This window comes from Caulobacter sp. GSs2 (genome assembly GCF_058680895.1).
Map to the genome: position 1 here is coordinate 61,440 of NZ_JBZWJL010000002.1, position 23,732 is coordinate 85,171.

A 23,732-nucleotide genomic window follows, 5' to 3' on the forward strand; every position below is an offset into this window, starting at 1 on the left:
CTCCAGCCCGATTGAGCACCATGCGCACCATCACCGTCGATGTGTCGGGCTTCCGGACCCCGCTCGATCCGCTCGTGATCGAAAAGCATCTGCGGGCCCTCAAGGGGGTCCGCAGCGCCACCGCCAACTTCGCCTCCGCGTCGGCCAGCGTGGACTATGACGAAGCGGCGGTAAGCGCCGGCGAGCTGGAGCAGGCGGTGCGCGACTGCGGCTTCCACTGCCGCGGCGAGCTCGTCCCGCAGCACGTCTGCGGGACGACCGGCGAGACGGTCTCGCATCAGCCGCCTGCGCATGCGCACCACCGCGAGGCAAAGCCCCACGCCGCCGCAGCTCACGCCGGCCACGACGACATGGCCGACATGGGCCACGGCGCGGGCATGGACATGCGGGCGATGGCCCAGGACATGCGCAACCGGTTCCTGGTCGCCCTGGTCTTCACCATCCCGATCTTCTTCCTCGCCCCGATGGGCATGGAGGCGCTCCGCGTAGCCCCGCCCTTCGGGTTGCCGCTGAAGCCGGTGCTGTTCGTCCTGGCGAGCGCGGCGATTCTGTATCCGGGCTGGACGTTCTTTGTGGCCGCGGTACGCGCCTTGCGTAAGCGCGTCTTCAACATGGCCGTGTTGGTGCTCCTGAGCGTCGGCACGGGCTATCTGTTCAGCGTCGGGGCGACCTTCTTCTTCGAGGGCGAGCAGTTCTACGAGGCCTCGGCGCTGCTGCTGGTGTTCATCCTGCTGGGCCACTGGCTGGAGATGCGCGCCCGCGCCGGCGCTTCCGCGGCCATCCGACGGCTGATGGACCTCGCGCCGCCAACGGCCAGGGTCCTGCGCAACGGCGTCGAAATAGATGTGCCCACCTCGGCGGTCGTCGCCGGAGACCAGGTGCTGGTCCGACCCGGCGGCAAGATCCCTGTGGACGGGACGATCGAAGACGGCGCGTCGGAGATCGACGAGTCGATGCTGACCGGCGAGTCGCTGCCGGTCTCCAAGTCCGTCGGCGACACGGTGATCGGCGGCTCGATCAACAAGAGCGGCGCCTTCCGCTATCGCGCGACCAAGGTGGGCGCCGACACCGCCCTGGCCCAGATCGTCAAGCTGGTGCAGGAAGCCCAGAACTCCAAGGCGCCGGCGCAGCTGTTGGCCGACCGCGCCTCGCAATGGCTGGTCCTGGCGGCGATCGTGGTCGGGCTCGCGACCTTCGTCATCTGGTTCTGGGTGATCGGCCAGACCCTGCTCTTCGCGCTGACCCTCACCATCACCGTCTTCGTCATCGCCTGCCCCGACGCGCTGGGCCTGGCGACCCCGATGGCGATCATGGTCGGCACCGGCCTGGGCGCGGCGAACGGCATCCTGATCAAGGACGCCGCGGCGCTGGAAGAGGCCGTGAAGCTCGACGTCGTGGTCTTCGACAAGACCGGCACCCTGACCACCGGCGAGCCCAAGGTCGTGCAGGTCACGCCGGCCGCCGGGATCGACGAGGCCGACCTGATCTCCACGGCCGCGGCCCTGGAACACGGCTCCGAGCATCACATCGCCAAGGCGGTGCTGGCGCGCGCCGAAGGCCTTCCGGTCCCTACGGCGAGCAACTTCCAATCGTTTGGCGGCAAGGGGCTCAAGGGCGAGGTCGAGGGCCATCAGGTGCTCTCCGGCAACCGCATGCTGATGGCCGACAACGGTGTCGACCTTGGGGAACTCGCCGCCGAATCCGAGCGCCTGCAGGGCGCGGGCCGCACCGTGGTGCACATCGCCCGCGACGGCCGGGTGATCGGGATCATCGCCGTCGCCGACGCCGCCCGTCCGACCGCGAAGGCCACGATCGCCCGCCTGCAGGCGATGGGCGTCAAGGTCGCGATGATCACCGGCGACAATCAGGGCACGGCCAAGCGGGTCGCCGCCGAGCTTGGTATCGACATCGTGCTGGCCGAGGTGCTGCCGGGCGACAAAGCCGCCAAGGTCAAGGAGTTGCAAGGTCAGAAGCAGCGGGTCGGATTCGTCGGGGATGGGGTCAATGACGCCCCGGCCCTGACCCAGGCCGACGTCGGCTTCGCCATCGGCGCCGGCACCGACGTGGCCATCGAGAGCGCCGATGTCGTCCTGATGCGCAGCGACCCCTCCGACGTCGTCAAGGCCATCGAACTCTCGCGCGCCACCCTGCGCAAGATGCACCAGAACCTCTGGTGGGCCGTCGGCTACAACGTCATCGCCTTCCCGCTCGCGGCTGGCGTCCTATATCCGATTACCCTCAGTCCCGAGGTCGCCGCCATGGCGATGTCCGGCAGTTCGGCCTTGGTGGCGGTCAACGCGCTTCTGCTCAAGCGCACGCGGCTCGGCGCGAAGACAGGCCCCGCGACACGGAGCGACCCTAACCCAGCGCCCGCCTAGTCCCGCCGTAAGGTTTGCCCATGGCGCGCGTCATCCTTTGCAGGCCGCTCAGAACCGTCGAGCCACAGGAGGAGACACCATGTCGACCACCCTCGATCAGTCCCATCAGGCAGCAGCCGCTAACCGCGGCGTGGCGATCGTCCCGCTGGGCCTTTCGCTGTCCATCTTCATGGCGGTGAGCTTCCTGCTCTGCGCCCTCGGTGGGTTCCTGCCTGGACTTGAAAAACTCCACTTCCTGGGTGCGCTCTACCCTAGCTTGGACTGGACCAGTCCCGCCCTCATCGTCGCCGGCGCGGCCTGGGCGTTCGCCTGCGGCTGGTACATCGCCGTGTTCTGCGGATTACTCTACAACACCTTTTCCAGGCGGCGCGACTAAGCGGACGGTCGCGTCTCGCGCGCTAACGCCCGTCGCCATCTCGCGAGACTTTGTCCCCTGGCGCCGCGGGCGCCGCCGAGGTGGTCGAGCGCAAGGGCGCGGGCCATCTCAACGCCATCTGCGATGCGCCAGCCGAACCGCCCTCGCGCGATCTGTGCGGCGCCTATCGCGAGCAGTTTGGGACCCTTCTGCACCACAATATCGAGAAGGCTCTGCTGAGCGCTGTTCGATCAGCGCCGGCGTTCGGCGGCCGTCAGATGGAGTCGCCGATCAAGATTGACCGGACGGTCGCCCGCTCCGGCCGATAAGCGCCCAAGCCGCTTCGAGCAAGAAATCGGTAAACCATGTCGGCAAGCTCGACGACGTGGCGGCGCGCCGATCACCGAGCGGCCGTCATAGAGGTGCGGATTGAACTGTCCGCGGGTGGGGTCCCGGCTGAGGTTCACAAAGCCGCACAGGCAATTGCCTCCGTCACGCTTGGGAACTTATCCGCGCGCATCTAGGCATTCGTTTCCGGTGAGGTGGGGCTATACTTGATCATTCGGGTCGAGCCCACCTTCCAGCCATGTGAAGCTTAACTGGGAGACCTTCCCATGACCGGAATATGCGGAATATACCTATTACGCTACCCGCCGACCACGGTTCACCCTGCATCCATCGGATGTGGAGGACCGCCTATGTCACTTGCAGCAACTGTTGGCACGGCCTCCATTTCGGCCGATGATCGGCGAGTCTATTTGGTCTCGGGCGTGGCGCCGGCGGAAGAGGTGCGGCGGCTCGTCGAAGAGCACTTGCGGCAGGGCCGGCCCCGCCATCTGCGCTTCCTGCAGATCCGCTTGCGGTCGCGGGAAGACGCGGAGGATGTTTTGCAGGAGTTCGCGCTGAAGGCGATCCAGGGCGCGGATCGGCTGACAGATCTCGCCAAGGTCGAGGCCTGGCTATCCATCACCCTGCGTAATGCGCTGTTCGACCGCTATCGCCGCAATGCCGGGCGCGCCAGGCTGCAGGACGGCGTACGCGCGGAACCCAGCTGTGAGCCGGATGAACCGGAAGACCTCGAACGGCCTCTCGACTGCCTGACCCACGCGATCGATGATCTAAAGCCGGAATCCGCGACATTGTTGCGCCGCTCCGAGCTGCAGGAGACACCGCTCAAGCTCATCGCGGACGCCATGGCGATCACCGCCAACAACGCTGGCGTTCGGGTGCACCGCGCCCGCGAAGCGCTCCGCCAGATGATGAAGGCCCGCTGCGCCGCCTGCGCCGCGCCCTGCCCGCTTGCCACGCGCTTCATCGCCGCCTCGCGGCCCAAAGACGCCCGGCTCAGGCCTTAAGGGTCTCCGCCAGCAGTCCCGCGAGCGGGATGGCGTTGCTCGGATGGGCGACGGAATCCGTGGAAACGATGCGGTCTGCCAGGCTTGAGAGGTCCGCGAAGGCGCCATCCGCAAACAGCGCATGTACGACCACGCAGACCGGCGCCCCCAATCCCTGTCCCACAAGCCCACGAGCCGCCTCGATCAAGGTCCGACCCGACGACGCGATGTCGTCGATGAGGACGGGTTGTCGGCCGGCCCATTCACTCAGATCCGGGATCGCGATCTCGACGTTCCGATCGCCATGGCGCTCCTTGCGGAGCACGACATAGGGGACGCGGGCCCGGCCGGCGACGTCGGACACCCACTGCTCGCTCTCAATGTCGGGCCCGATGATAAGTGACCGCTCCACGTTGGCGGCGATCCAGTCGGCCAGCAGGGGCGCCGCATGGAGGGCCACGGCCGGAATGGCGTAGATTTCCGAGAGCGCCTTGTGGCGATGCAGGTGCGGATCGACGGTGACTAGGCGGTCGACCTCACGCGACAGCAGGTCGGCGAACTGAGTGGAAGTCACGGCTTCCCCTGGGTGGAACCGCTTGTCCTGGCGCATATAGGCCAGGTAAGGCGCCACCAGGGTGAGGCGCGACGCGCCGAGCTCGCGCAACGTGCGCGCGGCGAACACCAGGCGCAGGAACTGGTCGTCCGGATTCGCTAGGGAGCAGACGAGAAGGACGTCGCGTCCCGCAACGACGGACAGGATGCGCACGTAGGATTCCCCGTCCGGGAACCGCCGGGTTTCCAGCACGCCGATCTCGGCGCGAAGGTGATTGGCCAAGTCTCGGCCTTGGCGTTCGGAGCCGGGCATCGCGAAGACGATTGGACCGGCGGTCACGCCTGAATCTCCACCAGGTCGGGGTGCGCGGCGGCGTATTCAAGCGCATAGGCCAGCTCGCCTTCGGACTCTGCGTGCAGGGTGAGCAGCGGCTGCCCGGCGCCAATATCGTCTCCGAGACGTGCTTCGAGCGTCAGCCCCGCGGCCTTGCGTGCCGGCGCGCCGGCGAGCTTCGCCAGGGTGGCGATCTGGCGGTTGTTGATGTGAACCACGCGGCCGGATCGTCGCGCCAGGATCGGTGTCTGAAGGGGCGCCGTGGGCGGCGTTTTGAGTCCCCCCTGGGCTTCGCAGATCGCCTGGAATTTTGCCCAGGCGCGGCCGCTGGAAAGCGTCGCCTCGGCAAGGCCAAGGCCATCGCCGGCCTTGGCGACGCCGGCGAGCTCGAGGCCGGCCCCGGCCACAAGGCAAGCCCTCAGACGCAAATCCTGGGGCGCGCCCGCCGCATTCTGCAAGACCGCCAGAACATCGTGGGCTTCGAGGGCAGGACCGATCCCGCGACCTACCGGCTGGCTGCCGTCGGTGATGACGCATCGGGTCTTGACGCCGAAATACTGGGCGACGGCTGAGAGGCGCTGGGCCAGTTCTTGTCCAGCAGCCTCAGACCGCACCTTGGCTGTGGGCCCGACCGGGAGGTCGAGCACGACGTGGGTGGAGCCCGCCGCGATCTTCTTGGAGAGCACCGAGGCGACCAGCTGGCCCTCGGTATCGACGTCCAGAACCCGTTCGACCCGAATGAAGATGTCGTCGGCGGGGCTGAGGTTCACGGCGCCGCCCCACACGATGCACCCGCCCTCGGCCTCGACCACCCGCCGGATGGCGGCAAGATCCAGGTCGACCGGGGCCAGGGTCTCCATGGTGTCCGCGGTCCCCGCCGGCGATGTGATCGCGCGCGAGGAGGTCTTGGGGCAGACCAGGCCGCAAGCGGTCAGGATCGCCACGACGATGGGCGTGGTGCGATTGCCGGGCAGGCCGCCGACGCAGTGCTTGTCGACGACCATGTCGGCCTTCCAGCTCAGGCGATCACCCACGTCGACCATGGCCTTGGTGAGCGAGACCGTTTCGCTTTCATCGAGCGGGAGCGCCGAGGACGCCGTCAGGAAGGCGGCGAGGTGCACGTCGGTGTACCGGCCGGCCGCGACGTCGCCTACGATCGCCGCGATGGCCGGGCCGTCCAGGCGCGAGCCGTAAATTCGCCGGCGCACGCTCGACATGGACTCCAGCGCCGGGGCATGGCGGACCTCGATCGGCGCGCCCGGCGCCACGCCAAGCAGGCGCCAAGCCTCCTCGGAAAGTGCGGCTTCGTCCAACTCGATGAGGTCGCCGTCCAGTTGATAGAGGGTGGCGTAGATGTCTCGACCGCCGGCCGTGAGCAGCACCTGCGATCGGGCGGACAGCCCTTCGGAGCGGCACACATGGCAGTCTCGCCGCATGAGCACGATCGACTCGTGCTGTGCGAAGAGGCCAAGCCGCCGCGCCCGCAGCTGGTGCGGGCCGCTGGGCGAATGCTGTTCGAGGGTCACAGTGTGTGCGGCTCCATCATCTGCGAGATTATGCAGTCCCAGCCCAGCTTGTCCTGGATCTTAAGGCGCAGGGCGTCCGCGGCGTGGGGCTCGCCATGGACGATAAAGGTCTTTTTCGGCGGCCGGCGGAAGCCCGACAGCCAGCGCAGGATCTCGTCGGCGTCGGCATGCGCCGACAACATCTGCAGGTTCTGCACCTCGGCGTTGATCGGAATCCACTGCCCGTGGATCTTGACCTCCTTGGCGCCCTCGACCATGGCGCGACCGCGGGTGCCCGCGGCCTGGAAGCCCGAGAACAGGATGGTGTTCCTGTGGTCCGGGCCATAGGCCTTGATGTGGTGCAGGACGCGTCCGCCCGTGGCCATGCCGCTGGCGGCGAGGATGACCTTGGGCATCCGGTCCGCCGTCACCGCCTTGGATTGCGCCACGTCGCGGACATAGGTGGCGATGGCGCAGGTGGCGTCGCAGATGTCCGGGGGCAGCCGATGGTCCTCACGATGCGCATGCAGCAGGTCGGTGGCGTTGATCGCCATCGGGCTGTCCAAGTAGATGGGAACGAGCCCCAGCCGGCCAGCCTGCTTCAGTTTCCAGAGGTGGTAGAGCAGCGACTGGGCGCGACCGACGGCGAAGGTCGGGATGATTACCGTGCCGCCGCGCTGCGTCGTCCGTTCGATGATGTCCCCAAGCGCCTCGTCCGGATCGCGGGCGTCGTGTTTGCGGTCGCCGTAGGTGGACTCCACCACGACGTAGTCGGCATCCTCGACCGGCTCGGGATCGACCATGGTGGCGTCGCCGTAGCGCCCGAGGTCGCCGGAGAAGACGACCTTCGTACCCTGCAAATCCACCTGGACCGTCGATGCGCCGAGGATGTGGCCAGCCCTCCGCAATGTGATCCGCGCGCCACCGGCGATGCGCGTCTCCTCATGGAAGGGCACATCCGAGAATTGTTCCATCGTGCGCTCGGCGTCGTGGACACCGTAGAGCGGCAGCGCCGGCTTGTGCTTGGAATAGCCGTACCGGTTGGCGCTTTCGGCGTCCTGTTCCTGGATATGGGCGCTGTCCCGAAGGATGAGATTCGCCACATCGCGGGTGGCGGAACTGGCGTGGATGCGGCCGCGATAGCCGTCTTTCACCAGCTTCGGCAGGTAGCCTGAGTGATCGAGGTGCGCATGGGTCAGCACCACCGCATCGATTGAGTTCGCCTTGATCGGCAGCGGCTGCCAGTTCTGATCTCGCAACTGCTTGAGGCCTTGGAAGAGGCCGCAGTCGATAAGCAGCCGCTGTCCATCCGCCTCCAGCATATGTTTCGAACCGGTGACGGTGCCCGCGCCGCCGAGGCTGGTGAGTGTGATCACGTCAGAATCCTTCTTTCAGCCGAGGCTCGTCTGGAGCGCGCGGGGGTTGGTCTTGCCGGCGATCGCCGTGGCTTCATTGGGGGCGAGCAGCTCGGAAACGGGAGCCTTGAGGACCTGCGCCGCGGCTTCGACGATGTGGCCCCAGGTGCAGCGGTTGGCGAACAGCATGCCGAAGACGTCGAGCGTGCCGCCGTGGCCGATGTAGCCCAGCGACATCATCCGATCCGCGCCCGGATCGATCCGGCGCAGCAGGCCCTGCATGGGTTCGGGGCGGGTGTGGCTCACCAGGACTCTGGGAAGGCCGGGAGGAAAGGCCGCATTCAGTTCGGCCGGGGGAAGGGTGATGGTCGCTTCGATCGGGTCACGCGGCGCCCGCAGACGCGCGGGCTCCATGACGGCGGTCACGCAGGCCCGCCGGCCCCGCGTCTGTAGCCGATGCCAGGCCGCCAAGGCCTCGGCCGCCTGGCAGGCGCCGATGACGACGATCTGCATCTCGGAGTCTGCCGGGTCGCCGGCCAGGTGGGCCCAGCCGCGCGCCGCGAAGTCTGTGGCGGCCGGGCCGGTGAGCAGGGCGGGAACCGACCGCTTGGGAACCACCAGGCAGGCGACTTGGCCACGCGTCCGATAGACATCCGCGAGCCCTGCAACCGCGCTGTTTGCGTCCACGGGGAACAGCACCCGCGCGGTATCCGACATTTCGCCTAGCAGGGCTTCCACAAGGCTGGGATCCTGGTGGGACTGCTCGTTCTTCGAGTTCTCCCAAGTGTGCGACGTCGCGATCAGCGGGATCGAGATCCACCGCGGCGGCGTGCCTGCCTCCCGCTGGCGGCGCGCAAACACGACTTCCTGCCGCAGCGCGCCCAACATCTTCATGGCGAAGGCTTCGTAGCTGACGATCAGGTTGAGGCCGCCCTTGTTGCCGAGCGCAGCCGCGGAAACCGCCTCCTCGTTCAGCGCCGTGATCACCGCGCCGTCGATGGCCTCCGCCGTTCCCGCTTCTGGCCGGTTCACCCGATGCTTCAACCGGTCGAGGGTGCGGCCCATGTGGTTTTTGCGTAACTCGTCGGGGTTTCCCACCCGCGGGCGCAGCTCGGGATTGGACCCCACCAGATCAACGAACCAGGCGTCGAGCGCGTCCATGGGCGAGGTCGCGACCTTGGTCCATGCGGGAACGGGCTCGCGCGGTGCGGGCGGGTTCCGCGTCGCCGCGGGGTGGCGGCTCTCCAAGGGCCGATGCTGGATTTCGTGGGTCTTCAGAACATCAACAGCTGCGGCGAGCTCGCGCTTGGGGACGAAAAGGGCCGCCGCAGCGGTATTGAAGCTGTCGCGCGCGGCGCCGTCGTGCCGCGGGTTTCCCTCGAGAGGCAGATTGTCAGCGCGGTTCGTCCCGGCGCCGGGGAAGCCGAAGCCCTTTTCCGTCCGCGCGATGATGTAAGGGAGCGGAGCCGGATATTGGCGCTGCGGGTCCGCCGTAAACCGCTTCAGACGCTCCTCGGCGTCCAGGATCGCCCAAGCGAAAGCTGCGGGATCGCGACCATCGATAACCATCGGGTCGAAACCGCTTAGGGATAGATGACGTTCGAGCCAACTCGCCCCACCCTCCTGCTCGATCTCGGTGCGTTCCTCGATGCGCCGGTCATTCAGGATCATCACCGGCGTCGTGAGGCCGCAATCCTCGGCGCGCCACCAGCGCGGCGCCCAATCCGACCCGCGCTGTTCCTCAAACGCCCCATCGCTTAGGAACGCCACCAAGCTCTCACCGCGCAGCGGCATGTGGACGTATTGCAGCTCGGCGAACCCAAGGTAGCCGCCCTCCGAGACTGCACCCGCGGTCGTCGGCCCCAAATGGCTCCCTATCGGCGCTGCGGGACGGCCATCGGGTCGGATTTGGTAACCGTAGAAGTCGCAGACGAGCTGCGAGAGACCAAGATCCGAGCGTGGATAACGCGAACGCTCTGCCTCTGAGACATCGCCGGTCAACACATTGACGGCCTCGATGGCCGCAACGCAGTGGCCTTGGCCCATCACCCAGGACCGCGTCGCGCCGGACAAGACATTCGCGGCGAGGTAGCCCACGAAGGCTGGCACCATGTTGAGGGAACCGCCTGTGTGGCCTTCCGGATCATCCTTGAAGGCTTCCGCAGGCAACACGCCGCCAGAGAGATTCACCCGCCGCGCATAGGTCATGTGGACAACGAGCCACATGGCTGCGCGCGTCAGCCGGTCCGCGGCCGCCAGGATCCGGTAAACGGACTCCGCATCCGGCCAGACGCCGCGCTGAACGAGACGGTCGGCCAAGGCCGCGATCCGTGCGATCGTCGCCGGATCGCGCCGAAGCAGGCCGAAGCCCCCGGTCCAATCGTCAGCCCACTTTTGCCTCACGCAATTCACCTCCACACGCCTCAAGGCAGCGTCGGTTGGACGCGGGAGCGCTCGATCGCTTACAGGCCGTCGGCTTGCGCCGCACAGCCAAACATCGTCTGTGTCAGATCCCGGATCGGAGAATCCGGCGGCGATGTGCCTCTCGGCCCCAGTCAGTTTCACCGCGGCCGCCGTGCTCATCGCGGCCGGCTCCTTTTTCATCTGGCACACGTGGCGTCACGACCGGCGCTTCACCGGGCTCGCGTCGCTTCCGATGCTGCTTGGGCTTCAGCAGTTCGCCGAGGGAATCATCTGGGTCGCAGGCGCCCACAACGACGTGGCGACTACCGCAGTCTTCTCCCTCTACTACGTGTTCTTCGCCTGAATCGGTTGGCCGGTCAGGATACCGGTTGCCGTTACTTCACTGAGCCGCCGTGGCGTCATGCGCCGTACCTGATCTTCGCCGTTCTCGGCGGGATGCTCGGGAGCGTGCAGCTCCTCCCCCTATCTGACGCGTGAAGGCTGGCTGAAGGTCACCTTGCTTGAGCACGCCATCCGCTACAGCGACATCCAGCTGCTTGATGACATCATCAGTCGACCGGCGACCTGCCTGATAGACGTCTTCATCGTCCTTGCCCCCTCCTGCTGGCGTCCGACCGGCGCATAAGGGTCTTCGGCGGGATCGAGGCGCTGGTGCTCGCCATCACAGTGGGCTTTTTCCAGTGGGCGTACATCTCGGTCTTCTGCTTCGGAGGCGCGCTGGCCTCCGCCTACCTGCTGTGGGCGCTGCGCCGAGACGAGGCGCTTCGCCAAGAACCGTGTTGAAGGCGCCGGCCTGGGAACAAGCACATCTCGACCTGGCCTCCGCCCCATCTCGCCGAGGCGTCATTGGTCCGTCAATCTGCGTAAGATGCGGCCTGAACTTGCGTCCATAGAAGCAGACATCGAGGGGACCGCGCGAAGGCGGTACGGGAGACTGAGATGACGCACCTCGACCAACGCTCGCTCGACCGGGTGGCGCCAGAGCGCCTGGACATGTCGATCGATGCGGGACTCCGCCGATTTATGATCGGCGTCTACAACAAGGTGGCGCTCGGACTTGTGCTTTCTGCCGGCCTGGCCTACCTCACGAGCATGGTGCCGCCGGTTCGGGACGCGATGTTCCGGATGACTGCGGACGGTCGATTTGCCGGCTACACGCTTGTCGGCATGACCGTGGCGTTCGCGCCCATCGTAGTGCTTCTAGGCTCGATGTTCGCCATGCGCACGCCGTCCGCGCGCGGCGCGAGCCTGCTCTATTGGACCATCAGCGCCCTGATCGGCGCATCCCTCGGTGTCGTCGGCCTCGTCTACACCGGCGCCTCACTGGCCGCGACCTTCCTGATCACGGCCACAGCGTTCGGCGGCCTGAGCCTCTTCGGCTACACGACGAAGAAGGACCTGACCGGCATCGGCAGCTTCCTGCTGATTGGTTTGGTGGGGCTGGTCGTCGCCATGCTGGTGCAGATGTTCTGGAACCCGCCTGGCTTCTCGTTCGTGATCAGTGCGATCGGCGTGCTCATCTTCGCAGGGCTGATCGCCTACGACACCCAGCGCCTGAAGCTGACCTATCACCGGCTCGGCGGAGACGCAGCGGCGCTGGGCGCGGCCAGCAGCTACGGCGCGCTCAGCCTCTATCTCGACTTTATCAACCTATTCCAATTCCTCCTGAACCTGTTCGGTCAGCGCCGCTGAGCCCCCGGGGCGACGATTCCGGTGGATGGCGAGGTCGTCGAGGGGCGCGCTTCCATCGACGAGTCCATAGTCACCGGCGAGTCGATGCCGGTCACCAACCAACCAACCGGCGACAAGGTCGTCGGCGGGACGATTAACACGACCGGCTCGTTCGGCATGCGGCCGGAGAAGGTCGGGTCCGACACGCTGCTCGCACAGATCGTCCAGACGGTGGCGGCCGCGATGGCGCTGTTGAGCGTCAGCGCCGTCGGCAACGCCCAGCGCCTGCCGGCTGTGCAGCTGTGACGAGCGGGTACCCGGCGCCGGGGAGGTCGAGATGAACATCGGACAGGCATCGAAGGCCTCCGGCGCGACCGCGGACGTCCGAGCCGCTAGGTCAAGGCGACCGCGAGCCGGCCATCTGGCCGACCTGGACGCCCGGATCGCCGAGATGCAGGTCATGGCTGACACCCTTCGGCACCTGTCGCACAGTTGAGCCGGCGACGCCCGCCCCGCCGGCCCCATCCTGACGGATTTGACAGGCGGCCAAGAGACCGGATCTTGCGTCGTGATCGGCTTGCCTGCGCCCCGGCAGAACGTCATGCTAGCGACAGATTTTAGGGAACATCCGCTGCCCAGACTGTCGGTCCTCGCCGCGTTCATGGCCGCGATCATGTTGGTGATCGGCGGAACGCCTGGGCGAAACGCCTCGATCCCTTGCGCCTGCAACGGCTCACGCGTGCAGGTCAGTCGATACTCCGGCGAGAGCCGCGCGCAGACGGCTCCCTCCCACTCCTCCGTCTCGAAGATCGCAATCTCCATCTGACCGCCTCCGCTTGCCTTCGCGTCACCACTGTCGCCGGAAGAGCAGCCATCCGCCCAGGAACATCGTCGTGCTGATCCCCACCAGCGCCAGGGCGTGCGGCCAGAGCTCAGCCAGCCCCGCCCCCTTCAGGAAGAGGCCGGAGACGATATCCACATAGTGCCGCTGGGGGCTGGCCAGGGAGGCCGTTTGCAGCCATCCGGGCATGCTCTCGATCGGGGCCATGGTCCCCGACAGGAACAGCAGCGGGAAGAGGCTGAAGAACCCCAGCAACATGGCCTGTTGAAGGGTCTCGGTGATGGTGCCCACGAAGGTCCCCAAGGATACCGCGCTCAGCAGATAGACCACGGTGAGCGCGAGGAGCGTCGTCACGTCGCCGCGCATCGGAACGCCCATCAGCGTCATGATCAGCAGCGCCGGGAAGACCGCGCCGGTGCAGATGATGATCGTTGGGGTCACCTTGGCGATGAAGAGCTCATGGGCGCGGATCGGCGTCACACGAAGCTGCTCGATGGTGCCGCCCTGCTTCTCGCGCACGATGGCGGCTGCCGGCAAGACGACGCCCAACATCAAGCCCGCCTGGGCCAGCATCGACAAGGCCATGAACCGCGTGTTGGTCAGGTCCGGATTATACCAGACTCGCACCTCCGACCGGACGCCCGCTGAGGTTGACGGCGCGCCGGGCCTTGCGACTGCCCGGGCTTGGGCGAACCGCGCCAGGATCTCGATCACATTGGCTCGCGCGCGGGCGGCGACATTGCCATTCGAGCCGTCCACCACCACGCCCAGGGACGCCTGGCGACTGGCGGCCAGCCGTGCGCTCAGGTCCGGCGGGATCTCGACCACCACGTCGAGCGCGCCCCGTTGCAGCCGGCCTTGGGCCTGCTGCAAGCTCGAAAACTGATCGGTCAGGACGAAGTTTCCGCCGGTCGCCAGTTCCTGCACGAGGGTGCGACTGGCGGCGGAGCGATCATGATCGATGACCCCGAGCTTCAGGTTCTGCACGTCGAAGCCGAGGGCCAACGTGCACATCACAAGCTCGGCGGTGTAGAGAAAAAGGACTATGAACAGCATCACCGGGTCGCGCAGAAACTGCGCGAATTCCTTGGCCAGCAGTCCCTTGAGGCGACCCAGCATCAGGCGATCCTCTTGCGGAAGCGCCAGGCGGCGATCGCGAACACGACGACCGTGTAGGCCGCCAGAACAGCCACGTTGGGCCAGAGCTCCCGCAAACCGGCGCCGCGAAGCACGACACCCCGCGACAGTTCGAGGAAATAGCGGGTCGGAAAGGCCGAGGCGTAGATCTGAAAGGCGCGCGGCATGGTGAAGATCGGATAGATGAAGCCAGAAAACAGGAAAGCCGGCATCAGGGTCACGATCATCGCCGCGAGCATGGCGGCCAGCTGCGTACGCACCAAGGTGGAGACCAGAAGGCCGATGGAGACCGTACAGACAACGTAGAGCAGGCCAACGGCGAGCAGCAGCGTGAGGCTGCCCTGCACCGGCACCTGGAACCAGACCAGGCCGCCGATCACCACGATCAACAATTCCAGAAAGGCGATGCCCGCATAGGGCAGCAGTTTGCCGGCGATGAACTCGCCGCGGGTCAGCGGCGAGGCGTAGATCTGGGCGATTGTGCCGAGTTCCTTTTCCCGTGCCACGGCCAGCGCCGTGAGCAGCGGCGGAAACGCCATCAGGATCACCGCGAACAGGCCTGGAACGATGAAATTTCGGCTGCGCAGTTGCGGATTGTACCAGACGCGAACCTCCGGCTGCACCGGAAGGCGCAACTCACCCGGGAATGCATAGAGGATCGCCCGGCCATAGGTTGACAGGATCGCTGCGGTGCTGGCGTAGGTGCCGTCCACCACGAACTGCACCGGCGCACCGTCGCCGCGGCTCAGACGACGCGCGAAGCCCTTGGGAATGAACAGCGCCGCACGGGTTTCGCCGCGCATCAGCGCGTGCTCGGCGGCCCGCTCGTCCTCGGGGGCCGCCTTGAGCATGAAGTAGCCGGAATTGACGAACCGTGCCTGCAGCTCACGGCTGGCGGCGCTCTTGTCCTGGTCGACCACCATCAGAGGGGCGTTCTCGACGTCCAGGGTGATGCCGTAGACGAACAGGAACAGCATCATTACCGGCATGAACAACGCCACGCCGATGGTGAAGCGATCCCGCGAGATCTCGATCACCTCCTTGCGGGCGAAGGCTAGCAGACGACGAAGTTTCATGCCGCGCGCCTCGCGGCCCGTTCGCGGGCGATGAAGCCTAGGAAGACATCTTCCACCGTGGCCGTCTTCAGCCCCAGCTCGGCGGTCAGATCGGCGAGCGGCCCAAGGGCGATCAACCGCCCATCCATCATCAGGCCAAGCCGATCGCAGAAGGTGGCTTCCTCCAGATAATGGGTGGTGACCACCACGCCCACCCCATCGGCAGCGAGCGCAGCGATGAGCCGCCAGAAGCGGAACCGGGAGAGCGGATCGACGCCTGAGGTGGGCTCATCCAGGAAGAGCACCTGCGGACGATGGACCATGGCGCAGGCGAGCGCCAATCTTTGCCGGGTCGCTCCTGAGAGCGACGACACGGTCTCACTCCCTTCCCCCTCAAGCCCGGCGCGTGCCGCCGCCCAAGCGATACGCGTCTTGAGTTCCGCGCGGGGGACGCCATAGGCCCGGGCGAAGAACACAAGGTTCTCCCGCGCGCTCAAATCCGGATAGAGCGAGAAACGCTGCGACATGTAGCCGATGCGGGCGCGCACCGCCTCGCTCTGAGCGGCGACGTCAAAACCCGCGACCTGGGCGCGGCCGGCGCTGGGCGCCAGCAGCCCGCAAAGAATGCGGATCAGGGTTGTCTTTCCCGCGCCATTGGGCCCGAGCAGTCCCAAGACCTCGCCGGGGGCAACGCTGAGGGTGACGTCATCTACCGCCTTGAAGTCGCCGAACCGGCGGGCGACTCCTTCGGCGACGATCACGTCGGCCGCTGGGCTCGCGGGTCGCGGGGGCGGGGCGGGCTCGGCCGCCCGCACCGGCGCAGGCGGCGGGGCCGAGACGACGGTGAACACGTCTTCCATGCTGGGCTCGACCGCCTCGGGGCGAGCGTCACCCGATAGCGCTGGCGGCGCTTCGGATCGCATCTGCACGCGCAGTTCATCGCCCGCCCGGCGCTGGAAGCTGATCACCTCGGCGTCGGCGCTGAGTTGGCGCTCCGTCGAGGCCGGATCGGCGGCGACCACGCGATAGACGCGGCTTTTGGCCCGCCCTCGCAGCTCGGCCGGCGCGCCGATCGCCAGTGGCCGGCCTTCGCGGAGCAGCAGGACGCGGTCGCTGGCGTCCGCCTCGTCCATGTAGGAGGTGGCGAAGATGATGGAGCGGCCATCGGCCTTGGCCTGGTCGAGGATACGCCAGAGCTCGCGGCGCGACAGCGGATCGACGCCGAGACTGGGCTCGTCGAGAATGAGCAGGGGCGGTTCGTGGATCAGGTTGGCGCAGAGCGCGAGCTTCTTGCGCATACCGCCGGAGAGCTGGCCTTCGCGTCGGCCTTCGAACCGTTCCAGCCCGGCCATCGCCAACAGCCGCGTTCGGCGTTCAGCCAAGGCCTCGCGCGGCACGTCACGGATATCGGCGGCGAAGGCGAGATTCTCCGCCACCGTTAGCCGGTCGTAGAGGGAGAAGCCCTGGGACATATAGCCGATGCGCGCCTGGACACGTTCGGGCGCGCGGCGCACGTCCTCGCCCAGGACCCGGCACTCTCCCGTGGTCGGCCGCAGGATCGCGGCCAGGATCTGCAGGAGCGTGGTCTTGCCGGCGCCGTCAGGCCCCACGACGCCGAACACCTCGCCGGGCGCAAGCTCGAAGCTCACGGCGTCCAGCACTTGGCGCCGCCCATAGCGCCGGCCCAACGCCTCCGCCACGATCACGGGTTGGCTCATCTCTGTTCCCCTACTGCGGCGCGGTCAGACGGGACGGCCAGCCAGCCCGCGCGTTCCAGAGGATCCAGGCATCGGCCGGCATGCCAGGCTTGAGCACCGCCTGCGGGTTCGGCGCTTCCAAGGTCACGCCGTAGACCGTCCGGCTGCGCTCATCCTGCATATGGATGTCGCGCGGCGTGAACTGGGCCTGGGCGTCCACCCGCGCCACCCGGGCAATGAAGTGGCGATCAGGAAAGGCATCGACCCGGATACGCGCCAGCGCCCCCAACCGGACCTTGCCCAGATCCCGCTCGCCAACGAAGACCCGCAATTTGACCCGCGTCAGGTCGGCCAGGACCGCGACGGGTTGGCCCGCCGCTACGACCTCGCCGGGCTCGGCCAGACGCTGCAGGACCGCCCCAGTGATCGGGGCCACGACCCTGGTCTTCGCCAGCTGCGAGCGGCTGAGCTCAAGCACCTTGCCGGCCGCTCGCGCCTGGGCGGCGGCTTCGGCGCGCTGCGCCTTCAGCACGGCCACCTGGTCCGCCGCCGCCTGGTAGGTGTTGCGCACAACATCGAGGCGCTGTGCCGGCGCGTAGCCGTCGCGGGCCAGGGTCTCGTAGCGGTCAAGGTCGGCCCGCGCGGTCATGGCGTGATGCTGCGCCAAGCCCATTTGACTGACGACCTGGGCTTCCGTCGCCGCCGCCGCCGCCTGCTGCGCGGCCGCGCGATCCGACTGCAGCGCTATGTCCACGGGCTCGATGCGCGCCAAGGGCGCGCCCGCCCGGAGCGTCGCCCCCTCGACCGCGAGGTTCTCAACCAAGCGTCCGCCCAACTCCAGGCCAACGCGGACTTCGTCGGCTTCGATGCGGCCGCTGCCATAGATGACCTGCGCCGGCGCCAGCGGCGGCTTCAGCCGCCAATAGGCGATCGCCGATCCGCCCGCCAGCAGCGCAAGGCCCAGCGCCACCAGCAGCGTCGCCTGTCGTGCTTGAATCTTCACCCTGCCCCTCCCGGCGATCCGTCCGCGCCCTGCTAGGCTCGTTCAAAGACGCCCCCGTGCGCCGGACCTTACAGCTCATGCGCCAGCAGCCGGGGATGATCGTCAGCGACAACGGCACGGAATTCACCTCGACGGCCATCCTGGCCTGGGCGGAGGATCATCGGGTCGCCTGGCATTATATCGCGCCGGGCGGGCCATATGGCCCGCCCGGCGCCTGACCGGCGAGAAATCCCGGCACGACCTGGTCCAAGGTTGGGGGCAAGGTCACTGCGCGACGTCGTGTGAGCAATTTGGCGCAGACCCGGTGATGGCGACTTGCTCGAAGGCGTGCAGAACTTGCGCTGAGGCCTGTCACCACATGGCGTCGATGCAGTATACGCAAGGCGGGGCCTCGCCTCCAAACCCGAGAGTAGGGTCAGAGCGCCCCGTGAGGGCAGAGGCATGCCATACTCCGCCTGGATGGCTCTGCGGGCGCTTTCTAGGTTGGTCGTCACTCGTGATCAGGCATCGAACCGGCTTTAGGCTCATCGCGCCGCAGGTCACTTGCATTTCCTTCATTTAGCCCGTGGACATGGCTTTGCCATCTGGCGCGGTGGGCGGGCGAGCCTTGGCGCGATCGGCCACGGGCGTACAGAGGGCCACACGGCCTGCATCAAGCCTAGCCCGACGACATACCGACAAAAAAGTCGCAACGATGAGGGCTTGGTCCGATCTCAAGCGTACTGACCATGACGAGATTGCAACGCCGCATCTTGATCACCCGTCGCGCAGGATCGTAAACGATGAAGCAGTTTGACCGTCGGCAGCTCCTGCGGGGCGTCGCCGTAGTGGGCGGAGGCCTGGCGGCCGTCAGCCTCTTTCCGGCTTGGGCGCAGAGCGCCACGCCGGGCCTGGTCTCAACCCTGCCCACGCTGTCGGGGCAGGACATCAAGCTGACCATCGGCCACACGCAGGTGATGATCGGCGGCAAGATGGGCCACGCGGTGACCATCAACGGGACGGTGCCTGGGCCGCTGATCCGTCTGAAGGAAGGACAGACGGTGCGGCTTTCGGTCACCAATACCTTGGATGAGGAGACTTCGATCCATTGGCACGGCCTGCTCGTGCCGTTCCAGATGGACGGCGTTCCAGGCGTCAGCTTCCCCGGCATCCCGCCCGGCGAAACCTTCGTCTACGAGTTTCCGGTCAAGCAGTCGGGCACCTACTGGTATCACAGCCACTCAGGCCTGCAGGAGGCCGAGGGCCACTACGGCCCCATGGTCATCGAGCCGGCCGGCCCCGATCCAATCGGTTACGACAGGGAGCACGTGATCGTGCTATCCGACTTCAGCTTCATGCACCCCCACCTGATCTTTAAGCGCATGAAGCAGCAGGCCGGCGTCTTCAACTATCAGAAGCAGACCCTCTCCAGCCTGCTGGCCGGTAAGGACCAGACGCTCCAGGAGCGGATGGAGTGGGGCAAGATGCGCATGGACCCCACCGACATCTCCGACGTCACCGGCGCGGTCATGACGTTCCTGGTCAATGGCCATGGCCCGGCCGATAACTGGACCGGCCTGTTCGTCCCAGGCGAGCGGGTGCGGCTGCGGTTCATCAACGCCGCCGCGCAGATGATGTTCAATGTTCGGATTCCGGGTCTGAAGATCACCGTGGTGGAAGCCGACGGCCAGACCGTGAAACCCGTCGAGGTCGATGAGTTCCAGATCGGCAACGCCGAAACCTATGACGTCATCGTCCAGCCGGTCGAGGACAAGGCCTTCACCCTGGTCGCCGAAACCGTCGACCGCTCGGGCATGGCCCGTGCGACGCTGGCTCCGCGCGCGGGCATGACCGCGCCGGTCCCGCCGCTGCGCGAGCGCCCGCTGGCCACCATGAGGGACATGGGCATGGACATGGGCGGCTCGGGCGACATGGCCGGGATGGACCACGCCGCCATGGGTCACGACATGGGGGGCGAGGACATGGCGGCCATGGCCGCGGTGCCGGGGATGGCCGCGCCCAAGCCGCGCGGTTCGGAGGTGATGGGCGACATGGGCGGCATGAAGATGTCGATGCGCGACGGTTCGAACGCGCCTCAGGTCAAGCTGGGCCCCGGCGTACAGACGATCGCGCCCATGCCGAGCGATCGCACGGGCGAGCCCGGCCAGGGCCTGGAAAGCGTCGGCCACAGGGTGCTGGTCTATAAGGACCTGGTGGCCCTGACGCCCAATCCGGACACGCGCAGGCCGACCCGCGCGCTGGAGATCCGGCTGACTGGCAACATGGAACGCTTCATGTGGGGGTTCGACGGCCAGAAGTTCAGCGACACCACCAGGCCGTACTCCTTCGAGACGGGCGAGCGGGTGCGGGTCACGTTGGTGAACGACACCATGATGGCCCACCCGATCCACCTTCACGGCCACTTCTTCGAACTGACCCATGCGCCGCTCGGCTACGGCCCCCGCAAGCACACCGTCATCGTGCTGCCCGGCGGCAAGGTGTCCTGGGACTTCACGGCCGACCCCGGGGACTGGGCCTTCCACTGCCATATGCTCTACCACATGCACGCGGGCATGTTCCAAGTGTTCAGCGTGCGCCCTCTCGAAGGAGGCGCGGCATGAACCGGCTCGTCCTGATCGGCCTCGCTCCGCTCGCCTTGGCCGGGCCGACCGTGGCCCAGACCGTGGATCATTCGGCGATGCTGGGCATGATCATGCCCGCCGCGCCGGCCAAGCCGGCGACAAAACCCGCCAAGAAGCCCGCCCCCATCAAGCGCAGGGCCGCCGCAGCGGATCATCAGCATCCGGCGCCCGCGGCTGCGGACCCGCACGCCGGCCATGACATGCCGGCCGACGCCCCGATGGACCATTCGGCGATGCCGGGGATGACCATGCCGGCGGCCGCGCCGACCCCGAACCATTCAGACATGCCCGGCATGTCGATGCCCGCCGATCCGGCTGCTCATGACCATGCGGCGATGCCGGGCATGGACATGAGCACACCCGCGCAGGCCAGCACGACCATCGGAGATCTCGAGGTTCCGATGAGGGCGCCGCCAGCGCCGCCAAGCGACCACGCCGCCGACCGGCTGTTCTCACCGGCCGCCATGGCCGCCGCGCGAGGACAGCTTCGACTCGAGCATGGCGGCGTGAATATCCCCATGGTTGCGGTCAACATCGCCGAATGGTCGCCCAGGTCGGGCAAGGACAGTTATCGTTGGGATGGCGAAGCCTGGTTTGGAGGTGACATCCACCGCCTGGTGCTCAAGTCCGAAGGTGAAGGCGTCAGCGGCGATGGCCTCGACCAGGCCGAACTGCAGGCACTCTATTCCCGGGCGGTCGGTCCCTTTTTCAATCTGCAGGCCGGGGTGCGGCACGACTTCGAGCCGCACCCCGGCCGTACCTATGCGACCGTCGGTTTCGAGGGCCTGGCGCCTTACTGGTTCGAGGTCAGCGGCGCGGCCTTCCTGTCAAACAAGGGCGATCTGTCGGGTCGGTTGGAAGGTTCCTACGACCAACGCGTCACCCAACGCCTGATCCTGCAGCCGCGTGCGGAGTTCAATCTCGCCGCATCAGACGACGTGGCGACCGGGGTAGGCTCTGGCTTGTCGAACGCCGAACTGGGCCTCCGGCTTCGCTATGAGATCCGCCGCGTGTTCGCGCCCTATATCGCCGTCACCTACGACCGCAAGTTCGGCAAGACGGCCGATTATGCCCGCGCCGCCGGCGAGGGCGTCGAAGACACTCGCCTGGTGCTCGGGATCCGCGCCTGGTTCTGATCGGAAATCGCCGCTCCCGCGGCTGGAGACCTTGAGAATGCGACACCTCAGTTCCGTGCTGGCGGCTGGCCTGCTGGCGGTCGGCGCCTCCGCGCTCGCCCACGAACCGGCCAAGCCCGCCGCTGGGTCATCATCCGCGAGCGTGCAGCAGGCGGCCCGGCCCGCCAAGCTGGCCGTCGACAGTTTCCACGCCGCCTTGGCGGCCGGCGACGCCCAGAAAGCCCTGACCTTCCTGGCGCCGGACGTCCTGATCCTGGAGGAAGGCGGCGCCGAGCGTTCACGCGCTGAATATGCTGGTCATCACCTGGCCGCCGACGCCGCCTTCACCCAGGCCGTGCCCGCCACGCCGTTATCCAGCACCGGCAATGCCGCCGGCGACATGGCCTACATCGTCAGCGAAAGCCGCATGACCGGCACCTATAACGGCAAGCCAGTGGATCGGCTGTCGGCCGAAACCATGATCCTGCGCAAGGGGGCGCGGGGCTGGAAGATCATCCATATCCATTGGTCATCGCACGCCGTCAAACCGAAATAGATCCGAATGGACGGGCGCGTAGGTGTTGTTAACGAGGCGGGGGAAGACGCGTGAACCAGACCAAAGCGGGGGCGCCGAGTGCGAAGCGCCAGGGCGGACACGCATCGACCTTTCCACCGGCACTCCCGGCGCTCACCAGCGTGCGGGCTCTCCTGGCCCTTGGCGTGGTGCTTTTTCACTACCATTTCATGTGGCCGCTGGACGATATGGCCTACACTGGCCTCATCTCCAGGTCCCGATTGGCCGTCGATGTCTTCTTCATGCTGTCGGGGTTTGTCCTCACCCACACCTATAGCAGCGATCTGGAAACCGGGTCCTTTCGCTACGTCGACTTCCTAGTCGCCCGTGTCGCCCGCATCTTTCCGCTGCACCTGGCCATCCTCGCCGGCGTGATCGCCATCGTGCTGATCGCCCGGCTCGTCGGCGCGCCATTCGACGCCCGCAACTATAATGGTCCCGGCCTGGCGGCGACGGCGCTCTTGGTCCACGCTTGGTTTCCGCCGGGCCTGATCGCCGAGTGGAACGGCCCCTCCTGGTCGCTCTCGGCCGAGTGGTTCGCCTATCTGCTGTTCCCCGCCTATGGCTGGATCGGAAACAAACTCAGAAACCGGCCACTGGTCCTTCTGACGCTGGCGTGCGCCGGGTTCGCCGGCCTCGACACCGCCTATCGCGCCGCCTTCGGCGTCCCCCTGGCCCACGCTGAGGCCAATCTCGGGATCTTGCGCATCGCGCCGGAATTCCTGGCCGGCGTGGGACTTTACCGACTGGGCGAACGCCTTGCCGTAACGCCCCGTCGGGCCACGATCCTGACGGCGGCGGCGGCTTTGCTGATGGTGACCTTGATGCACCTGATGGCGGACGAGCGGGCGATCATCGCAGCCGCCGCCCTACTCGTGTTGGGGTTGGCCCTCCTCTCGAAGGCCGGCGCTGACGAAGGTCTCTCCAAGCCCTGGATGCTGTTGGCCGGCGAAGCGTCGTTCGCACTCTACCTCGTCCACTTTCCGGCTCTGATCATCTGGAAAGGGGCGATGGAAGTTCTCACCGGCCGATCCAGCGCCTATGTCATGGCGTGGTGGGAAATTGGCGTTCTGCTTCCCGTCACCATCGCCGCGGCCTTGGCGCTTCATTTGGCCGTGGAAGTTCCCGCACGGCGCTGGCTAAGACGCAGGGGCGGTCGCAAGGATCGCGCCGGCGCCATCTCTACGGCGGGAACGCAACCGCCCGACCTCTAGCCCACGAGTCAGATTGATGATCCACGGACCTGTTCCAAGACACCTCCGCGTTCAGCGACGCGCCCTATTGCTCGCCGCTGGCGCGACGGGCCTGCTGGCGGCCTGCGCGCAAGGGGCCGAGACCTTGGCCATCCAAGTCTACAAGACCCCGACCTGCGCCTGTTGCACCAAATGGATCGACGCCCTGAAGGCGGCTGGCCTCAAGCCGTCGATCAGCGTGCTCGATGACCTGGCGCCGGTGCGCGCGACCTATGGCGTCGTCGACGCCCTGTCCTCGTGCCATACCGCGCGGATCGGCGGCTACACCATCGAGGGCCACGTGCCGCCGGCCGACATCCTGCGCCTGTTGCAGGAGCGGCCCAAGGCGCTGGGCCTGGCGGTCCCGGGCATGCCCATCGGCTCGCCGGGCATGGAAATGCCCGGAGCCGGCGTGGAGCCCTACGCCACCCTGCTGCTTCTCGACGCCAAGGGCGGGACCCGGGTTTTCGCGCGCCACGGCTGATCGGCGCCCGAAGTGGATTTTTCGCTTCGCCGCGAGGGACCGGGCCCGCGCCGCGCGTATGATCT

General features: G+C 67.0%; 20 protein-coding genes and 2 pseudogenes. 13 read left to right on the forward strand and 9 right to left on the reverse strand.

Going from position 1 to position 23,732, the window contains the following annotated elements:
* Positions 1-20 precede the first annotated feature (20 nt).
* The 4 genes from ACW17Z_RS19250 (at position 21) to ACW17Z_RS19265 (ending at position 4,088) form a co-directional block, all read left to right on the forward strand.
* Positions 21-2,378, forward strand: coding sequence for a heavy metal translocating P-type ATPase (locus ACW17Z_RS19250; RefSeq protein WP_492058788.1), 2,358 nt, complete (start codon positions 21-23; stop codon positions 2,376-2,378).
* A 79-nt stretch (positions 2,379-2,457) separates the two neighbouring features.
* Positions 2,458-2,754 (forward strand): hypothetical protein, encoded by a 297-nt coding sequence (locus ACW17Z_RS19255; RefSeq protein ID WP_492058790.1) that lies wholly within the window; start codon positions 2,458-2,460, stop codon positions 2,752-2,754.
* Positions 2,755-2,804: 50 nt separating this feature from the next.
* On the forward strand, positions 2,805-3,062 hold the full coding sequence (locus tag ACW17Z_RS19260; protein WP_492058792.1) for a methionine adenosyltransferase: 258 nt from the start codon (positions 2,805-2,807) through the stop codon (positions 3,060-3,062).
* A 429-nt stretch (positions 3,063-3,491) separates the two neighbouring features.
* Positions 3,492-4,088 (forward strand): RNA polymerase sigma factor, encoded by a 597-nt coding sequence (locus tag ACW17Z_RS19265; protein ID WP_492058794.1) that lies wholly within the window; start codon positions 3,492-3,494, stop codon positions 4,086-4,088.
* Here ACW17Z_RS19265 and ACW17Z_RS19270 read toward each other — a convergent pair.
* The 4 genes from ACW17Z_RS19270 to ACW17Z_RS19285 form a co-directional block, all read right to left on the reverse strand.
* Positions 4,078-4,932 carry a ribose-phosphate pyrophosphokinase gene (locus ACW17Z_RS19270; RefSeq protein WP_492058836.1) on the reverse strand — a complete coding sequence of 285 codons (855 nt, stop codon included), beginning with the start codon at positions 4,930-4,932 and terminating at the stop codon, positions 4,078-4,080. The two genes, ACW17Z_RS19265 and ACW17Z_RS19270, sit on opposite strands and share 11 nt — an antisense overlap.
* A gap of 23 nt (positions 4,933-4,955) precedes the next feature.
* Complete coding sequence (locus tag ACW17Z_RS19275) at positions 4,956-6,389, reverse strand: thymidine phosphorylase family protein (RefSeq protein ID WP_492058837.1); 1,434 nt, start codon at positions 6,387-6,389, stop codon at positions 4,956-4,958.
* Positions 6,390-6,475: 86 nt separating this feature from the next.
* Positions 6,476-7,834, reverse strand: a complete 1,359-nt coding sequence (locus ACW17Z_RS19280) for an MBL fold metallo-hydrolase RNA specificity domain-containing protein (protein WP_492058795.1) — start codon at positions 7,832-7,834, stop codon at positions 6,476-6,478.
* A gap of 15 nt (positions 7,835-7,849) precedes the next feature.
* A complete protein-coding gene (locus ACW17Z_RS19285) occupies positions 7,850-10,216 on the reverse strand; it encodes a phosphoketolase family protein (protein ID WP_492058796.1) in 2,367 nt (788 codons plus the stop codon).
* A gap of 133 nt (positions 10,217-10,349) precedes the next feature.
* On the opposite strand from ACW17Z_RS19285, the gene ACW17Z_RS19290 reads away from it, so the two are divergent.
* The 3 genes and pseudogenes from ACW17Z_RS19290 to ACW17Z_RS19300 form a co-directional block, all read left to right on the forward strand.
* A complete protein-coding gene (locus tag ACW17Z_RS19290) occupies positions 10,350-10,580 on the forward strand; it encodes a DUF6629 family protein (protein ID WP_492058798.1) in 231 nt (76 codons plus the stop codon).
* Positions 10,581-11,176: 596 nt separating this feature from the next.
* Entirely contained in the window at positions 11,177-11,929 is a 753-nt protein-coding gene (locus tag ACW17Z_RS19295; protein ID WP_492058800.1) for a Bax inhibitor-1/YccA family protein, read from the forward strand.
* A gap of 3 nt (positions 11,930-11,932) precedes the next feature.
* Positions 11,933-12,151, forward strand: a pseudogene (locus ACW17Z_RS19300) (P-type ATPase actuator domain-containing protein); the annotation flags it as partial.
* Between the two features lie 154 nt (positions 12,152-12,305).
* Here ACW17Z_RS19300 and ACW17Z_RS19305 read toward each other — a convergent pair.
* The 5 genes from ACW17Z_RS19305 to ACW17Z_RS19325 all read right to left on the reverse strand — a co-directional run bounded on the left by ACW17Z_RS19305 (position 12,306) and on the right by ACW17Z_RS19325 (position 17,641).
* Positions 12,306-12,458 carry a hypothetical protein gene (locus ACW17Z_RS19305; protein WP_492058801.1) on the reverse strand — a complete coding sequence of 51 codons (153 nt, stop codon included), beginning with the start codon at positions 12,456-12,458 and terminating at the stop codon, positions 12,306-12,308.
* Positions 12,459-12,755: 297 nt separating this feature from the next.
* Positions 12,756-13,868: an ABC transporter permease gene (locus tag ACW17Z_RS19310; protein ID WP_492058803.1), complete on the reverse strand. Its 1,113-nt coding sequence runs from the start codon at positions 13,866-13,868 to the stop codon at positions 12,756-12,758.
* Positions 13,868-14,962: an ABC transporter permease gene (locus tag ACW17Z_RS19315; RefSeq protein ID WP_492058805.1), complete on the reverse strand. Its 1,095-nt coding sequence runs from the start codon at positions 14,960-14,962 to the stop codon at positions 13,868-13,870. The genes ACW17Z_RS19310 and ACW17Z_RS19315 overlap by 1 nt, the downstream gene beginning before the upstream one ends.
* Positions 14,959-16,659, reverse strand: coding sequence for an ATP-binding cassette domain-containing protein (locus ACW17Z_RS19320; RefSeq protein WP_492058806.1), 1,701 nt, complete (start codon positions 16,657-16,659; stop codon positions 14,959-14,961). The genes ACW17Z_RS19315 and ACW17Z_RS19320 overlap by 4 nt, the downstream gene beginning before the upstream one ends.
* 10 nt (positions 16,660-16,669) lie before the next feature.
* Entirely contained in the window at positions 16,670-17,641 is a 972-nt protein-coding gene (locus tag ACW17Z_RS19325; RefSeq protein WP_492058808.1) for an HlyD family secretion protein, read from the reverse strand.
* An 80-nt stretch (positions 17,642-17,721) separates the two neighbouring features.
* Here ACW17Z_RS19325 and ACW17Z_RS19330 point away from each other — a divergent pair.
* From ACW17Z_RS19330 to ACW17Z_RS19355, 6 genes and pseudogenes are all read left to right on the forward strand, one after another.
* A pseudogene (locus ACW17Z_RS19330) lies at positions 17,722-17,838 on the forward strand (IS3-like element ISMamg1 family transposase); the annotation flags it as partial.
* Between the two features lie 585 nt (positions 17,839-18,423).
* Positions 18,424-20,241 carry a copper resistance system multicopper oxidase gene (locus tag ACW17Z_RS19335; protein ID WP_492058810.1) on the forward strand — a complete coding sequence of 606 codons (1,818 nt, stop codon included), beginning with the start codon at positions 18,424-18,426 and terminating at the stop codon, positions 20,239-20,241.
* Positions 20,238-21,398, forward strand: a complete 1,161-nt coding sequence (locus ACW17Z_RS19340; RefSeq protein ID WP_492058812.1) for a copper resistance protein B — start codon at positions 20,238-20,240, stop codon at positions 21,396-21,398. The genes ACW17Z_RS19335 and ACW17Z_RS19340 overlap by 4 nt, the downstream gene beginning before the upstream one ends.
* Positions 21,399-21,435: 37 nt before the next feature.
* Positions 21,436-21,933: a YybH family protein gene (locus ACW17Z_RS19345; RefSeq protein ID WP_492058814.1), complete on the forward strand. Its 498-nt coding sequence runs from the start codon at positions 21,436-21,438 to the stop codon at positions 21,931-21,933.
* Between the two features lie 140 nt (positions 21,934-22,073).
* Positions 22,074-23,165 (forward strand): acyltransferase family protein, encoded by a 1,092-nt coding sequence (locus ACW17Z_RS19350; protein ID WP_492058816.1) that lies wholly within the window; start codon positions 22,074-22,076, stop codon positions 23,163-23,165.
* 16 nt (positions 23,166-23,181) lie between these two features.
* On the forward strand, positions 23,182-23,667 hold the full coding sequence (locus ACW17Z_RS19355) for a DUF411 domain-containing protein (protein ID WP_492058817.1): 486 nt from the start codon (positions 23,182-23,184) through the stop codon (positions 23,665-23,667).
* Positions 23,668-23,732: the final 65 nt, after the last annotated feature.